Origin of the sequence: Dyadobacter alkalitolerans DSM 23607 (assembly GCF_000428845.1) — a bacterium.
In the GTDB taxonomy this organism is placed as follows: Bacteria; Bacteroidota; Bacteroidia; order Cytophagales; family Spirosomataceae; genus Dyadobacter; species Dyadobacter alkalitolerans.
Genome location: NZ_AUAS01000013.1, coordinates 178459 through 195344, shown reverse-complemented (window position 1 = coordinate 195344; position 16886 = coordinate 178459). Strand labels below are relative to the sequence as shown.

16 protein-coding genes are annotated in these 16886 nt (G+C 43.9%); 14 read left to right on the top strand and 2 right to left on the bottom strand.

Annotation, left to right across the window (positions count from 1 at the left end):
- Positions 1-184: 184 nt before the first annotated feature.
- Positions 185-2191 (top strand): DNA primase, encoded by a 2007-nt coding sequence (gene dnaG, locus G395_RS0121010; RefSeq protein WP_026631879.1) that lies wholly within the window; start codon positions 185-187, stop codon positions 2189-2191.
- Between the two features lie 24 nt (positions 2192-2215).
- On the top strand, positions 2216-2767 hold the full coding sequence (locus G395_RS0121005) for a DUF4136 domain-containing protein (protein WP_026631878.1): 552 nt from the start codon (positions 2216-2218) through the stop codon (positions 2765-2767).
- A 53-nt stretch (positions 2768-2820) separates the two neighbouring features.
- On the opposite strand, the gene G395_RS0121000 is transcribed toward G395_RS0121005, so the two are convergent.
- A complete protein-coding gene (locus tag G395_RS0121000) occupies positions 2821-3120 on the bottom strand; it encodes a YtxH domain-containing protein (RefSeq protein WP_026631877.1) in 300 nt (99 codons plus the stop codon).
- Positions 3121-3288: 168 nt separating this feature from the next.
- Between G395_RS0121000 and G395_RS0120995 the strand changes: the two genes are divergently transcribed.
- On the top strand, positions 3289-4305 hold the full coding sequence (locus G395_RS0120995) for a WD40/YVTN/BNR-like repeat-containing protein (RefSeq protein WP_157486765.1): 1017 nt from the start codon (positions 3289-3291) through the stop codon (positions 4303-4305).
- Position 4306: 1 nt separating this feature from the next.
- Here G395_RS0120995 and G395_RS0120990 read toward each other — a convergent pair whose 3' ends face one another.
- Positions 4307-5314: a YpdA family putative bacillithiol disulfide reductase gene (locus G395_RS0120990; RefSeq protein WP_026631875.1), complete on the bottom strand. Its 1008-nt coding sequence runs from the start codon at positions 5312-5314 to the stop codon at positions 4307-4309.
- 123 nt (positions 5315-5437) lie between these two features.
- Here G395_RS0120990 and G395_RS0120985 point away from each other — a divergent pair, with 123 nt between their 5' ends.
- The 11 genes from G395_RS0120985 to G395_RS0120935 all read left to right on the top strand — a co-directional run bounded on the left by G395_RS0120985 (position 5438) and on the right by G395_RS0120935 (position 16886).
- Positions 5438-6442: an aminodeoxychorismate synthase component I gene (locus tag G395_RS0120985; RefSeq protein ID WP_026631874.1), complete on the top strand. Its 1005-nt coding sequence runs from the start codon at positions 5438-5440 to the stop codon at positions 6440-6442.
- Entirely contained in the window at positions 6420-7022 is a 603-nt protein-coding gene (locus G395_RS0120980) for an aminotransferase class IV family protein (RefSeq protein WP_026631873.1), read from the top strand. Before G395_RS0120985 ends, G395_RS0120980 begins: the two co-directional genes overlap by 23 nt.
- 44 nt (positions 7023-7066) lie before the next feature.
- Positions 7067-7297, top strand: a complete 231-nt coding sequence (locus tag G395_RS29905) for a hypothetical protein (protein WP_157486757.1) — start codon at positions 7067-7069, stop codon at positions 7295-7297.
- Positions 7288-7587 (top strand): type II toxin-antitoxin system RelE/ParE family toxin, encoded by a 300-nt coding sequence (locus tag G395_RS0120970; protein ID WP_026631872.1) that lies wholly within the window; start codon positions 7288-7290, stop codon positions 7585-7587. The genes G395_RS29905 and G395_RS0120970 overlap by 10 nt, the downstream gene beginning before the upstream one ends.
- Before the next feature lie 81 nt (positions 7588-7668).
- The gene (priA, locus tag G395_RS0120965; protein ID WP_026631871.1) at positions 7669-10161 is read left to right on the top strand and encodes a replication restart helicase PriA; all 2493 of its coding nucleotides are present in this window, start codon (positions 7669-7671) and stop codon (positions 10159-10161) included.
- 26 nt (positions 10162-10187) lie between these two features.
- Positions 10188-11627: a pyruvate kinase gene (gene pyk / locus G395_RS0120960; protein WP_026631870.1), complete on the top strand. Its 1440-nt coding sequence runs from the start codon at positions 10188-10190 to the stop codon at positions 11625-11627.
- A 142-nt stretch (positions 11628-11769) separates the two neighbouring features.
- A complete protein-coding gene (locus G395_RS0120955) occupies positions 11770-12417 on the top strand; it encodes a Uma2 family endonuclease (protein ID WP_229204244.1) in 648 nt (215 codons plus the stop codon).
- Between the two features lie 200 nt (positions 12418-12617).
- Positions 12618-12992 carry a BlaI/MecI/CopY family transcriptional regulator gene (locus tag G395_RS0120950; protein WP_026631868.1) on the top strand — a complete coding sequence of 125 codons (375 nt, stop codon included), beginning with the start codon at positions 12618-12620 and terminating at the stop codon, positions 12990-12992.
- Between the two features lie 11 nt (positions 12993-13003).
- Positions 13004-14317, top strand: coding sequence for a M56 family metallopeptidase (locus tag G395_RS29900; RefSeq protein ID WP_051350282.1), 1314 nt, complete (start codon positions 13004-13006; stop codon positions 14315-14317).
- A 52-nt stretch (positions 14318-14369) separates the two neighbouring features.
- Positions 14370-15737 carry a M56 family metallopeptidase gene (locus G395_RS31225; RefSeq protein WP_051350281.1) on the top strand — a complete coding sequence of 456 codons (1368 nt, stop codon included), beginning with the start codon at positions 14370-14372 and terminating at the stop codon, positions 15735-15737.
- A 123-nt stretch (positions 15738-15860) separates the two neighbouring features.
- Entirely contained in the window at positions 15861-16886 is a 1026-nt protein-coding gene (locus G395_RS0120935) for a Gfo/Idh/MocA family protein (protein WP_026631867.1), read from the top strand.

The following is a 16886-nucleotide window of genomic DNA, read 5'->3' as shown; positions in this document are numbered from 1 at the left end:
TCATCAAATCTACGGAAATATTGCCTAATTATTGCTCAATGTGTCTTTACCTTATTTATTTGTAAATAATCGCAGGTCTTCAAAATTTAAGCACTATCTTTTTTGTTACAGATTACGCGCTGCTTCGGATCTCCAAAGCGGCAAATAGAACGATAATATTGCAAAAGCCGCTCAAAATACTCATATGCGCATAAACCCCGAAACCGTTGAAAGAATCAAACAAACCGCTGACATTGTGGAAGTGGTGGGGGATTTTGTGTCGTTAAAAAAGAAAGGGGCCAATTACTCCGCCTGCTGCCCGTTTCACAACGAAAAGACGCCGTCATTCAACGTCAACCCTGTCCGGCAGATTTATAAATGCTTCGGTTGCGGAGCAGCTGGCGACTCGATTAAGTTCGTTATGGACATCGATGGCGTCGGTTATGGCGAAGCATTGCGCTATCTGGCCGACAAATACAACATTGAGATTGAGCAAGAGGAAGTTACGGATGAGGAAGCACTTCGGCAGAATGAGCGGGAGAGCCTTTATATCATTCTCAATTTCGCTAAAAATTTCTATGTACAGCAGCTTCATGAAAGTGATGAAGGGCAGGCTGTGGGGCTTAGCTATTTCAAGGAAAGGGGTTTCACAAGTGAAATTCGTAAGAAATTTGAGCTCGGTTACAGCCTGGATACGTGGGACGCGTTTTCAAAAGTGGCCCTGGCAAAAGGTTATTCTACCCAATTACTCGAAAAAGCCGGCTTACTGATTCATAAAGAAGGCAGCCAGACTGCCGGTTATGACCGTTTCCGCGGCCGGGTTATTTTTCCGATCCATAATGTGGCCGGAAAAGTAATTGCTTTTGGCGCGCGGATCCTTAAATCCGATAAAAGCAAAGCGGCTAATCAGCCCAAATATCTCAACTCGCCGGAAACCGAAGTTTATCACAAAAGTGATGTCCTATACGGCATTTTCCAGGCGAAAAATGCGATCCGACAGCTTGACCATTGTTATCTGGTTGAGGGTTATACGGATGTGATCTCGCTGAATCAGGGAGGAATCGAGAACGTTGTGGCTTCGTCCGGAACCTCGCTGACCGTAGAGCAGATCCGGCTCATTGGCCGGTTTACTCCAAATGTCACGATTCTCTATGATGGTGATATTGCCGGAATAAAAGCTGCATTACGCGGTCTGGATCTTGTTTTAGAAGAAGGCCTCAATGTTAGCATTGTCCTCTTCCCGGACGGCGACGATCCGGATAGCTACGTCCGGAAGGTCGGTGCGGAGGCTTTTAAAGCTTACCTGAAAAACAACGCGAAGGATTTTATCACCTTCAAAACAGAAATGTTGTTGCAGGATGCTGGAAATGATCCTTTTCGACTGGCAGCAGTGATCGGGGAAGTCGTTAATAGCATTGTGAAGATCCCGGACGCTATCAAGCGGCAGGTTTTTTTCCATCGGACATCCGAAATGATGAAGGTGGATGAGCAGATGCTGATCACGGAAGGCAATAAAATTCTGCGCAAGCTCCATACACAAAAGCCGCAGGAAAGGGCGCCCCGCCAAAATTACCAGGCACCCGAGAGCCCGGCAGATCTTGATGCATTGTTCTCCGGCGACTCCCAAACTGGACAGAACGAGCCTCCTTCTGACTTTTTTGCGCCACAAACTTCCCAGACAGAGGCGCCCCAGCGCAGCAAGTTGTACTATCAGGAAGAAGCATTTATCAGATTACTGGTGGTTTACGGAGCGCGCGAGCTGGAACCGTCCATAACCGTTTGCCAGTATGTATTAAGCGAGATTGAAGGCATTGATTTCAAGGACACGGTTTTCCACCATTTGCTGGTGCTCTTCCGGGAAAATTTCAACCGGAATCACGTGCTTACTACGGATTATTTTTTAAACCATCACGAACCGGAGATCAGAAATCTGACCATTGACTGGCTTGCCAACAAATATGAGTTAAGCGAATTATGGTCTGAAAAGTATGAGATTTTTGTTCCTTTTGAAACTGACGTTTTAGACAAAACAGCCTTTATAAACATTCTGAGGCTTAAAAAGGCATTTATTGAAGAAAAAATGAAAGTGTGCTTGCAGCAAGCGGTTCATGCCAAAACGGAGGAAGAGCAAACCGCCGTGATGAGTGAATTCATGTATTATAAGGGCATTAGCATGGCGGCTGCGAAAGAGTTGGGTAGCGTAATTGGATAAATGGTCAACTTAGATGCTGATGTTATGAAGACTTTTTGTATTTCAATCTTGTTTTTCTTTGCCGCGATTGTCATTTCAGGATGCAATTCTTCTTATAAGATCCTCAATTCCAGACAAGAAGAAGATTTCAGCCTGTCAAACTATGACACTTTTGGATTTTATGATATTGAAGCCAGAGGCGATACGGTTTCTCAAAACTTTGAGAAAAATATAGGCATTATTAAAACGGCAATTGCGCAAAATCTGCAAGCACGAGGCCTTGACGAAGCCCGGGATGCCAATTTGAAAATCAACATTGCATTAAATGTTGAAGAAAAATCACAAACCCGGCAAACAGATTTTCGCACCGACGGGCTCCCCCGTTATATGGGGCAAAGGCGTTATTCCTGGAAAAGTGAGGAAGTTGTTGTCGGCAAATATCGCGAAGGCACAATCATGATCGACTTGGTAGATTCTTCGACTAACAAGATGGTATGGCAGGGAGGCGCGGAAGGCATCATTCCAGAGAAGAGCAGCAATTTTACAGAAGATATTAATCAGGCTATCAAAGAAATCGTTGACAAAATCCCAAAATAAGAGGGCTGCTTCATTGAAGAAACAGCCCTCCCAATATGGTTGATGTCAGATGCTTATCCGTTATTTACTACTCCACGTGCTCGCTCATTCACATTGTCAGCAACGGATCCAGCTTTGTCTTTTGCATTGCCAACGTTTTTCAAGAAGCCATCTTTCAATCTGTCAGCTAGAACAGACAACTCTTCAAGGCTTTTTTCGTATTTGTCTTTTGCATTGCCGCCAAGATCATTTGCTTTATTTTTGATCAATTTACGAGTGTCTTTCCCGTCCTTAGGAGCAACTAAAAGGCCAATCGCAATACCTGTCAAAAGTGCACCTATTGAGCCTATCAGAAATTTTTGATTCTTGTTCATATGAATTTCTTATTTTGTGAGAATAATAAGTTTGAACTGTAAAATAACAAAAATACTGTGCCACTAAGTTCAACAATTTTCAAGCGGCTTGCATTGATTATCACGTTTCTCACGCCACAATGGGTAACAGCGCAATGGAGGGTCATTGATATAACAACTAAAATCCACATGCGCGCAGTGCATGCCGTTTCGCCTACCACGTGCTGGATTGGCGGTTCAGGGGGAACTGTTTTGAAAACGGTGAACGGGGGTAAGAAATGGTTAACCTCAAAAATTTCGGGTGCAGATTCGCTTGATTTCAGGGACATTCATGCCTTCAATAGGGAGGTCGCGGTAGCTATGAGCGCGGGCGAAGCACAGCACGATAAGGCCAAAATTTACCGCACAGAAGACGGTGGATTGACCTGGTCGCTTGTGTACCAAACTACACAAAATGGGGTTTTTCTGGATGGAATCGACTTTTGGGATAAAAATAAAGGCATCTGTCTGGGCGATCCGATCAATGGAAGGTTATTCATTTTGACTACGGAAGACGGCGGAAAAAGCTGGCAGGAGTTGCCGGTTGAAAAGCGGCCGGTTGCTGAACCGGGTGAGGCCTGCTTTGCTGCCAGCGGCACCTCCATTCTTGTTGCCGGTAAGGAGAAGGTATTCATTGGAACGGGGGGAGGTAAAATGGCGCGCGTTTTCCGTTCAGATGACTACGGCCGTTCCTGGGAAGTATCGGCAACGCCGTTGCCTGCCGGGCCAACGAGCGGCATTTTTGGATTACGGTTCTGGTCCAAAAGCAGTGGCATTGCAGTAGGCGGTGATTTTAAGAAAACGACTGATTCAACCCAGAATGTTCTCATTACACGCGATGGTGGCATTACCTGGAAACTAATGGGCATGACCAAGCCTACCGGTTTGAAGGAAAGCGTTGCACTATATCATAAAACGGATGCAGTTTGGACGGGCGAATCGGAGCTCAGATCCGATGATTACGCATTAATCGCAAGCGGCCCTTCGGGCAGCAGCTTTTCGGCGGATTGGGGCAAAACCTGGCAGGAATTGGGCAAAGAAGGATTTCACGCCATGAGTTTTGCAGGGAATGTGGGCTATGCAGTCGGAGCCAACGGCTTGATCGGGAAAATTGAGAAATTTTCGACCAAAAAGAAAAAAAGGAAACTGGTTTTTGTAGATCAGTAAATCAGATCCTTTCTATCAGTTCTTTAACCACCCTAACTTCCCTTCCGGACAAATGATCTGCAATCGCGGCTGCATGATCACGACCATTTTCTATAAAGACTTTTTCTGTAAAAACACCCGCCATAACCGTTCCGCAGAGATAAAGGCCAGGCACATTCGTTTCAAAGGTTTCTTTATCAAAAGACGGAACTTTGGTCACTTCATCCAGGGCTACGCCACATCTTGCGAGCAAATGTTCATCGGGAAGGTATCCTACGAGCAAGAACACAAAGTCCGCCGGAAGCCATTCCGTCTCGCCAGTTTCAAGGTTTTCAATTTCAATCCTACCCTGCTCGATGCTTTTTGTAATAGAATTAAAACGCGTGTGTATCTTGCCTTCCTTAACCCGGTTTTTCACATCAGGCACAAGCCAATATTTCACTTTTGTGCGAAAATCAGCCTCCTTATGTACAATTGTCACATGTGCATCATGCCTGTAAAGCTCCAAAGCAGCTTCCACCGATGAATTGGACCCGCCTACGAGCACCACATTGGTGAAAGAATATTTGAAAGGCTCATCATAGTAATGCGATACATGCGGGAGGTCTTCGCCGGGCACATTCAATAGTCGGGGAACATCAAAATAGCCTGTTGCCAGAACCACATTTTTAGATTGAAAGATCTGACCATCATTAGCATAAGTCAGGAATGTTCCGTCAGGCTGCTTTTCCGCGCGGTCCACATCGATAAAAAGCTTAAAATTCAGGTGGTAATAGCCTGCAACCTTTCTATAATATTGTAATGCTTCGTTCCGGTTGGCCTTCACTTCGGAAATAGCGAAAGGAATTCCGCCGATCTCAATGTTTTCAGCGGTTGAAAAGAACTTCATGCGCCTCGGATATCTGCGAATCGATTCGGTGAGATTTCCCTTTTCCAGAATCAGATAATCCAGGCCGCTTTTCGCCAATTCTACGCCCATTGCCAGCCCGCATGGCCCGCCGCCAATAACGATTACATCATATATATGCATTGCGATAATCTTAATTCGATTGTGCTTTCCTACTTCAATAAACCCGCTATTTTAGATATTGGTTTCTGAACTTTGTAAATTAGCTGGCTGTTCAAAATGTTCATTATTTAGTTAGAATCAAGATTGGAAGACCGGGCAAGGGACTTTGCAGAAAAGCTGAACGAGTGGGGAAAATCAAAAACTCCCTTCCTTTTTCTTGTAGATTACCGCATCGAAAAGCCGCTAGCCTGGACATTGGACGACAATGCATTGACCAACATTCGCTTCGATCTGAATGGTTTTAGTAATGTCGGCAGAGATGAAAAGCAACCTCCCCTTTCCGACTTTGAATTTTATAAAAAGCCCATCTCTTTTACCGATTATGTTGTCAAATTTGATCGGGTGGTTGCTAATTTAAAGGCCGGGAATTCGTTTTTGGTCAATCTTTCGGTTCCAACAAACATCACTACGGACCTTACTTTGGAGGAGATCTTTGTTCATAGTGAGGCTCCTTACCGGTTTTTGTATAAAAATGAGTTCGTCTGTTTTTCTCCTGAAATTTTTGTCAGGATCAACGGCAACCGGATTGCATCATATCCGATGAAAGGCACCATTGACGCATCGGTTCCGAATGCAGCGCATGTAATTTTATCCGATGCCAAAGAAGCCGCCGAACACGCCACAATCGTAGACCTCATCCGCAATGACCTGAGTATGGTTGCCGAAAAAGTATGGGTCGAAAAATACCGCTACATTGATCGCATTCAGACAAATGATAAGACATTATTGCAGGTAAGCTCGGAGATCGCGGGGATTCTGCCTGATGATTTCGATGGGAAATTTGGTGATTTATTGCTTCAAATGCTCCCCGCCGGCTCCATCACCGGAGCGCCGAAACCGAGCACATTAAAGATCATTGAGGAAGCAGAAAATTATGACCGCGGTTATTATACGGGGGTTATGGGTTATTTTGACGGAGAAAATTTTGAGAGTGCGGTCATGATCCGGTTCATCGAAAATCAGGATGGAAAACTGGTTTTCAAAAGCGGCGGCGGGATCACAGCGCAAAGCAATGCGGAAAAAGAATATCAGGAATTAATCGACAAAGTTTACCTACCCTTCGCCCATGTCCCGCACATTATGTTTTGAAACAATTTGCTGTGAGAATCGCGAATTGAAAAACCTTGCTTACCACGAAGCCCGGCTCAACAGAACGCGCCACGAACTTTGGGGTTATTCCGATTACTGGAACTTGTCCGAACTCCTCATTATCCCCGACAATGTTGACCATACGCTGCACAAATGCCGCATTTCATACAGCCAGGAAATAGAAGCCATCAAATGGGAGCCATACTCATTCAGGAACATCCGCAAAATCCAGCGCGTATATCACGACGCCATTGATTACCGTTACAAATACGAAGACCGCGAAGAACTTAACACCCTTTTCGCCCAACGAAATGACGCCGACGAAATCCTGATCATCAAAAACAGTCTGGTAACCGATTCCCTTTACGGCAATGTTGCTTTTTACAATGGAATTACCTGGGTTACCCCTAATTCAACGCTGTTACCAGGCACGCAGCGGGCGTTTTTACTGGAATTGGGGGTTATCAAAGAGGAAAGGATTAGCGAAGATGATCTTGCGAATTTTAGTAAGATTAGGTTGTTCAATGCGATGATTGGTTGGGAAAATGCGGTGGAGTTGGGGATGGATTGCATTGTTTGATTTGGGAATTATTATTTATGCACAAAAACAGTAAATTTGGTCATATGGATATGCAAACTGAAAAGATCGAATTAGCTAAACGACTTCTGGACACGGAGGACAAGAACATTATAGATGCGGTCAAATCGATTTTCAAGAATTTTGACGCAGATCATGAATGGGGCGACCTTCCAGAAAAGGTTATTTCCGATGTTCAGGAATCAATCAGGCAAATCGATGCCGGCTTGGAGATATCACATGACAGAGCCAGGGAAACTTATAAAAAATGGCTTTAGAGATTGTCTGGACACCGCGTGCGTTAGATAATTTCCATGGTGTAATCGCTTACTTGGAAGAGAATTGGCACGAAGCTGTTATTAGGGATTTTGTTAAAAGAACTGAACATGTCCTGCACATGATTGCTGATCATCCTGGCATGTTTAGGCAAATTTCAGAGAATAGCCCAATGCGTGAAGCTGTTATAACCAAACATAATTTACTGATATACAAAGTAACGGATTCCAAAGTCTTTGTTTTAGCAGTGTTTGATACACGCCAACATCCCAAAAAGAAACGCATCTTTTAGCTTCCACTATCTACTTATAGACCATCCGTGCGATTAATCGTAACTTTGCGCGTTAATTATTAAAACATTTCCCCGCAGCCAATGGCCTCCCTTTTTGAGGAAGAAACTACTTTTTTTGCCGATCTGATATTACCGGTTCCGATTCCTTCTTTGTTTACTTACAGGGTTCCCAGGGAAATGAGCGGGATGATTAAGGTGGGGGCGCGGGTGATTGTGCAGTTTGGACAAAAAAGGGTAACTACGGCGGTTGTCGCTCACATACATTCGAATCCGCCTTCCAAATACCAAGCGAAATACATTCTTGAACTGCTTGATGATGAACCTATTGTCACCAAGCGACAGCTTGAATTGTTCAATTGGGTTTCGGAATATTATTTATGCAATATTGGCGACGTGCTTAACATTGCTCTTCCGGCGGGACTGAAAATCACAAGCCAGTCACGGATCCAGATCAACCCTGAATTTGATCATGATGACCTGCTGACAGATCAGGAGCGGATTGTGGTTGATGAGATCAAAAAGCACCAAACCCTTTCCTATGAGGAGGTTGAGCGGCTTTTGCAGCGTTCAAACATAACGGCAATCATCAAATCACTGGTCGGCAAACGTGCCGTGATTCTTTTTGAAGAGGTTAATGAACGATATAAGCCGAAAGTTCTTCGAAAAATCAGGTTGAATGCTGCTTACACGTCCAATGATGCACTTTCCAAATTGGCAGGCTCGCTGGATAAAACGCCGAAGCAGCAGGCAATTCTCCTAAAATATTTGAGTTACATTCCGGTTTATAACAATCCTGATTTAAATCAGAAAGGGCTTGACAAATCTATTTTTAGCCAGGATGACAATGTTTCGGATGCTTCGCTAAACACATTGATTAAGAAGGGAATCTTTGAACAATTTGAAATTTTCATTTCTAGATTTGACGACATTCCAGCCAGCAATGCGGTCATTACATTGACGGAAACGCAAAAAATAGCCTCTCAACAAATTCACGAACTCTTTACAGAAAAAGAAGTTGTGCTCTTGCACGGCATAACCGGCAGCGGCAAAACCGAAGTTTACATTGAACTCATCAAACAAGTCCTGGAAAGTGGCCTGCAAGTTCTGTTTTTATTGCCTGAAATTGCCCTGACGACCCAGATTGTTGTCCGGCTGCGGAAAGTTTTTGGTGACACAATGGGCATTTATCATTCCAAATTTTCTGATAATGAGCGCGTTGAAGTTTGGAAAGGCATTCTGGATGGAAAATTTCAGTTTGTAGTCGGTGTGCGTTCCGCAGTTTTTCTTCCTTTTGATAATCTTGGCCTGATCATCGTTGACGAAGAACACGAAACTTCGTACAAGCAGCATGATCCGGCGCCCCGCTATAATGCGCGCGATGTGGCTGTGATCATGTCCTATATGCATAAGGGCAAAACGCTTCTTGGCTCCGCAACGCCTTCATTAGAAAGTTATTACCATGCACAAACGGGCAGATATGGGTTTGTGGAAATGAAGCAGCGGTTTGGCAATGCTGCGTTACCGACGTTTGAATTAATTGATACAAAAAAGGAAAAGAAGTCACGGAAAATGAAAAACGAATTTTCATCTGTGCTAATTGACCATTTAAAATTAAATCTTCAAAATAAAGAACAGACCATCCTTTTCCAGAACCGCCGCGGTTACTCTCCCTATTTGCAATGCGAAATCTGCAACTGGATTCCTGAATGTGCGAATTGTGACGTGAGCCTTACGTACCATATGAAAGCCGGCGAAGTGCGCTGCCATTATTGCGGCCACAAAGAAGAAGTTCCGCGAACTTGCCCGCAATGCGGCTCGACTCAGGTGAAAACAATGGGTTACGGGACAGAAAAGATTGAAGATGAGATCCATTCGATGTTTCCGGAAGCCCGTGTGCAGCGAATGGACCTGGATACGACAAGGGCAAAAAACGCTTATCAACAAATCATTTCCGAATTTGAGGAAGGAGGAATCGACATTCTGGTCGGTACACAAATGGTAAGCAAAGGCCTTGATTTTGATAATGTTAGCATTGTCGGGATTTTTGATGCCGACCGGATGATCCATTTCCCCGAATTCCGTGCTTCGGAACGGGCGTTCCAAATGCTTACACAAGTCAGCGGCAGAGCGGGAAGGCGTGCGGAAAAGCCTGGAAAAGTGCTTATTCAAACGAGTAATCCTAGCCAAAAGCTGCTGGAAAAGATCATTAACAACGATTACGAGGGCATGTATGCCTCTGAAATTGAGGAGCGTGAAAAATTCCACTATCCGCCTTTTACAAGGCTTATAAAAGTGACTGTTAAGCACGTCGATGAAGCCACTTCCAACAAGGCTGCCAAGATCCTGGCAGACAAACTGACGGCCAACCTGGGAGCCAGCCGGGTTCTCGGACCGCAACCGCCGCTGGTGGAAAGAGTAAGAAATCAGTTTTTGTTCGACATTCTCATTAAACTTGAACGAGAAAAGATTAATTTTAAGGCGGCAAAGTCATTTATACAAGAAAAGGTTATTGATATTTTAACCGATAAGACGCTCAAAAGCATCCAGGTCGTGATTGACGTGGATTGTTTATAAAAATCATTTTTACTGCATATTAATCTATGTCTTCCAAAAAAACCAGAATTGTTGCTACCGTAGGTCCAGCCTCCGAAACAAAAGAAACATTGTATGCATTGGCAAAAGCCGGGGTAAACGTTTTTCGCCTTAACTTCTCTCACGGCTCTCACGCTGATCACCTCCAAAGATTAACGACCATTCGGGAAATCAACGAAGAGCATGGTTTAAACCTCGCTATTCTGCAAGATTTACAGGGACCAAAAATCCGTATCGGCATGGTTGCCGAAAAAGATGGCGTTTTGATCGAAGCAGGCAATAAATTAATACTTTCCAACACAGAAGTGCTGGGAACTGCTGAAAAAGTAAGCACGCCATACGATGGCATGTACAATGATGTAAAAATCGGCGACCGCATCCTGATGGACGACGGTAAACTGGAAGTGCTGGTAACCGGAATGGATGGAACAGACGTGGTAACCGAAGTAATTTATGGTGGTTATCTGAAATCCAAAAAAGGTGTAAACCTGCCAAATACGAAGGTTTCAATGCCTTCCGTAACAGCGAAAGACTACGAAGATCTTGATTTTGGTCTTGAGAATAATGTCGAATGGGTGGCATTATCATTCGTTCGCACAGCCTCAGAGTTGATTAAAGTAAAAGAATATATTGCGAGCAAAGGCAAAACGGCACGTTTGGTTGCAAAAATCGAGAAGCCGGAAGCAATCCTGAACATCGACGAGATCATCGAAGCCACAGACGCCATCATGGTTGCCCGCGGCGACTTGGGTGTTGAACTTCCTGCGGAAGAAGTGCCAATGATCCAGAAAATGATCGTTGACAAATGTAACAAGGCTGGAAAACCGGTTATCGTTGCTACGCAAATGCTTGAAAGCATGATTGATAGCCCGCGCGCAACACGTGCGGAGCTTAACGACGTTGCTAACTCCGTTCTGGATGGTGCTGATGCGGTAATGCTTAGCGCTGAAACGGCATCAGGAAAGTATCCGTTGCTGGCTGTTGAAAGCATGACAAGAACCATTGAAAGAGTTGAATCGTCTACAAACAGCATTTATTTCAAACACCACGCTGCTGTTAGCGAAAGCACAAGCATTAACAAACTGAATGATTACGTGGTAATGAGCGCTTGCCGTCTGGCACGTGACACGCAAGCCAAAGCGATCATTGGTATCACGCGTTCTGGATACACTTCTTTCCGTCTTTCGCATCACCGCCCAAAGGCTGGCTTGTTGATTTTCACTTCCAATAAAGTGTTAATGAATCAACTAGCATTGTATTGGGGAACAAAAGTATACTATTACGACCGCGACCAAGATGCTTCTACAGACGATCTGATTGAGGATATCAAGCAGTTTTTAGTTGAAAAAGGTGAATTGCAAAAAGGCGATGTTTTCATCAACACGCTTAGCATCCCGGTTTCAAGACAGCGCAAGACGAATACTGTAAAATTGAGCGTTGTAGAATAAATAGAAGGAATTCTTATTAGAAAGCAGCAGGAGGCAACTCTTGCTGCTTTTGCTTTATACGGCAGATTACCGTTAGAAAAATGGCAGTAAACCGGTGGGACAATGCTCTTCCGCCCCAAAGCAAAAATCATTATATTTACTTATGAGCAAATCAATAGGACATATGATAGCTTCTTCCAATCCGCAGAGGGTTTTGCAAAAGACAATCTCTGCGAAAAATATACCTGACGTTCTGATCCATGAAATAATTGACGGCATACCCTTGTATCGCAAAGGTTACCGCGACGTACTGGCCAAAACGAAAACGGTTGAAGACATTATGGGTTCGAGTTCTTTGCAGGCTTTCCTGATCACATACTTAACGATTTGGATTGGCAAGCAAATCGATGAGCATAAATATCATATTCTGACAAACGAAGCAGGGTTGCATCTCGATCGAAAGAATAATTTGGCGGGAGATTTGTTAATTTTTGACAGCAGTAAACTGACCATTGATAAGATCAATAAAAATTACGCGAGTGTTCCACCGCTTATTTCAATTGAAGTGGACATTGACATTGCGCTGGAAGACTTAACTGCTCACAGCTACATCAATCTGAAAACTGGAAAATTACTGGATTTTGGCACCGAGAAAGTCATTTGGTTTCTGACAGAATCAAAAAAGGTCATGGTTGCAACGCACGATGAGGGATGGCAGTCGTTTGACTGGAATCGTGATGTGGAAATACTAGACAGTATTACTTGCAATGTTGGTCAGTATTTAAAAGACAAAGGCTCGGAGTTTGCATGAACTGTTAAAAGCCACAGGCAGCATCTGGTAAAAGCTTGATTCGTAAATCATTTAGCTCTATTTAAACACATTCAGAAAGCGAAGCAAAACACCTTCGCTTTTATCTTTTCTCGTATAACTAATAAAATAGTTTTGAAACTAAGTAAATAGTATTACCTTTGAATTAGTAGTTCGAAATACTGGAAAGACAAAATAACATTATGGAAATACGCACATTAACGCGGGCCGAAGAAGAGATCATGCGGATCTTGTGGCAATTGAAAAAGGCTTTTGTAAAAGACATTTTGGCCGAAATGCCTGAACCTAAGCCTGCTTATAACACGGTTTCCACGATCATCCGGATTTTGGAGAAGAAGGAAGTTGTGGGTTACACGGCTTATGGCAAAACGCACGAATATTTTCCGCTGATCAGCGAGGAAGAATACAAGCGCCATGAAATACAGCAGCTGATGGTCAATTATTTTGACAACTCGCTTCCTAACCTGGTTTCCTTTTTCGTAAAGGATAATGATCTCAAAACCAAGGATCTGGATGAAATCATGAAGCTGATTAATGATCATAAAAGCGAAGAATAAATCCGTTAGCCATGGAAACGCTATTGTACATTGGAAAGGTTAACTTGTATTGGATCTTGCTCATTGCGTGTTATTTGCTCATGCTGCGGAACCATACATTCTTCAAATGGAACCGCTATTATTTGCTCGGATCCTTGTGCCTGGCGTTTCTGCTTCCACTGCTGATCTACCCTGAGAATGCGCCTACAATTCCGGTCGTATATCAGATTAATGCTGCCACTTTTACCGTTTCACCAAATTACGAAGAGGCGCCGGTGTTGAGTAAAACGCAGGCAATCTGGGCTGTTTATGCCATTGGATTGATGATTGCCGCATTCCAGTTTTTGAAGCATATTATTCAGTTACGGATGTTTTTAAAAGCCGGTGAAATCATCAAGCTCGATGACTGCACCGTGGTTTTAATCGATTCTAACAACACTGGCTCATTCTCGTTTTTGAAGTGGATTGTGATTAATCGCAACGATTACGAGCATCATTTCGATGCCATTTTGAGACATGAAATGGTCCATACGCAGCAAATGCACAGTTTGGACATTCTCTTTATCGAGATTTTGAAAGTCTTGTTCTGGTTCAACCCATTCCTTTTGCTTTACAAGCGCTCCATGCAGGAAATCCACGAATTTCTTGCGGACGCCCAGGCGCCTAACCGGGATCTTTATGCCCGTTTCTTGGTCGCCTATGCATTAAAAGCGCCTATCACTTCGTTAACGAATCATTTTTTTAAACCATCGCAAATCAAAAATCGCATTCGTATGATCTACAAAAACAGAACTTCGAAATGGATGCTCAGCACCTATATGCTGGCCCTGACGGTTATAGGAAGTACGGCATTATTTGTCGCAGGTTGTGAACAAACCGAGCAGAATGAAGCAGAATTGGCCTTTAGAAATTCAGAAAAGGCAGCTAACGATGCACTTGCAAATGAAAAAGTCTTCACAGTCGTTGAAGAACAGCCCGAATTCCCAGGTGGGCAACAGGCTATGTTTCAGTTCCTTGGAAGAAAAATAAAATACCCTACTGCTGCGGCAAAGAACAATGTTCAGGGACGGGTCTTTTTACAATTTATTGTTACTACCAGCGGCGATGTTCGAGACATCAAGGTCTTAAAAGGCATTGGGTCAGGCTGTGACGAGGAGGCTGCAAGAGTGCTTGCACTATTTCCGAAATGGAAACCCGGGAGACAAAATGGGGAACCGGTTAATGTAAAATACCACTTGCCGGTAAACTTCCAACTGGAAGAAAGCGACGAGAAAACATCAAGCAGTCACAAAGAAGCGGCGAAATCCGCGGCGACGGTTGTACATTATGGCCCTGTATCGCGTTAGTTCCCGGATAAAAATACCAACGCTGAGTTCACATTAACATTCAAGTACAAAAATGGAAACACTGCTGTATCTCGCAAAGGTCAATTTGTTTTGGGTGCTTTTTTACCTCACTTACAGACTGTTACTGCGCAATCATACCTTCTTTACCTGGAACCGGATTTACCTGGTTGGCTCGTTATTGATTGCATTTCTGCTGCCTTTGGTAAGCTTTCCTGAGGCAGTTGTTACTTCAAAACCTGCGATATATGCGGCTGCAAGCCTTCCTTACATGGAGTCGCCCGAGCCGGTTTCCTGGCTTACTACATGGAGCCCTATCTTGTTCGCTTTGTGTGCGGCGGGTTCATTGTATCTGCTTTCCGCCTTTGTCAGGTCAATCCGGGACGTTTTTGTGATGATCAGGCAGGATGATGTAATGGATTTAAATGATGTGAAACTGGTGCTGCTTCCGCATAATGAGGTTGGTTCATTTTCATTTTTTAAATGGCTGGTTATGAACCGGAGGGATTATGAAGAGAGCTTTGAACCGATCCTGAGACACGAATCTGTCCACATTCATCAGATGCATAGTTTGGACATTGTTTTTATTGAGCTTTTGAAAATTGTATTTTGGTTCAATCCCGTGCTCTGGTTTTACAAGCGCTCTTTACAGGAAGTTCATGAATATCTGGCCGATGAGCATGCCCCGGACCGGGATGGATATGCACGGTTTCTGGTCGCTTACGCATTCAATGCACCTGCTGCGGCATTAACCAACCATTTTTTCAATGGTCCGCTGTTAAAAAGCCGGATTAAGATGATCTATAAAAATCGCAATGCGGAATGGCTGCGAAGCAAATATTTCATCGTGCTGCCGCTGATCTGCATCGTGCTGGTGACAACGGCAGCACGGGAAAGAGTTGTAGAATCCATCGAAAAACTGACACCAGCTGCAATTGGTCAGATGATTGTTGAGCATGCTAAACTGGATGACCTCAAAGCAGTTGAAACGCCAATGCAACAGGCCGTAACTGAGAAAGCCGCACCAAAATCAAAAAAAAGTAAGGTTTCGAAAAAGGCCAATGCAAATTTATTCTCCACGACTTCTTATACATCTCAAACCCAGGATACGCTTCCGCAATCACCTGCAAAAGCAGCAACATTCTCGAATTATCGTTATGCAGCCAACATTGGGCCTATCGCAAAAATGGACTCGTTTCCAAAAGTCGGTGGGACGATAAGCATCAGAGGTTACAATGGTCCGGGAAGTAATGCATTGATAATTGTTGACGGCGTCAAGCAGGAGCAGCGTGGGTCGATGGGACATCATCACATTAAGCCCGAACAGATCGAGTCTATCAATGTGCTTAAAAATCAAAGTGCGATTGATATTTATGGAAATGAAGGAAAAGATGGCGTTATCATTATCAATACAAAAAAGTAAAGCAAGGCTGACATTTAGCTTATACGTAATACCAATGCCCAGCTCGTTCCGGGCATTTTTGTTAGACATTTCGGAACGATTTGATACTTTTGCCTTCCTAGCATTCATTCCGAACCCTTATTTATGCCAATCCTTAAAGCAGCCATCATTGGCGGCGGCCATATTGCTGATCAGAACCACATTCCAGCACTAAAAGCACTTCCTGAGCGTGTTGAGCTTGTTGCCATTTGCAGTCGTGACATTCACAAGGCACGCGCATTGGCGGATAAGCATGACATTCCGCTCGCTTTTGACAATGCCGCTGAAATGTTTGAAAACGACAACAAACCCGATCTGATCATTAACTGCACGGCCAATAATCTGCATCATCCATTTACCATGCAGGCTTTGGAAAATAATTGCCACGTGCTTTGTGAAAAGCCACCGGCGATTCATGCGGCTCAGGCTGGTGAAATGGCGGATTTGGCACAGAAAAATGGAAAAGTGCTTGCTTACAATTTTCAACTCAGGCAAACGCCGGAATACAGTTTACTTAAACGCGCTTTGGACAACGGGCGTCTGGGTGAAATTTACCACATTAAGGCCAATTTCCTGCGTCGACGCGGCATTCCGGGCTGGGGAAATTTTACGAATAAATCCATTCAAGGTGGCGGTGCGTTGATGGACCTGGGCGTTCATGTGTTGGATCTTGCGTTGGGACTGCTCGGTTACAGCGAGCCCGACCGCGTCATTGCGAACACATATGACTACATTGGAAAAGCAGGTGGAAAAGGCTTAATGGGAGGTTGGGACGCAGAAAAGTTTGAGGTTGAGGATGCTTGTTTTGCTCATTTATCTTTTCCTGATAATGCCAGCATCACGCTGTCTACGTCATTTGCATTGAATACAAAAATACCGAAAAACGTCAATTTGGAAGTTTTTGGAACAAAGGCCGGCGCAGTGCTGAACCCGTTTTCGTTATACAGCGAAGTGGAAGGAGAGCTCGTTGATATGGAATTTCCACATTTGGAAGAAACCGACATTCAGCTTAAAAATACTATTGCTTTCCTGGATGCTTGTGATGGAAAGCCTAGTAACATTTGTAATGCTTCGCAGGGCGCTGTTTTACAAAAAATCGTGGAAGCAATTTATAAAAGTGCAGAAAAGTGA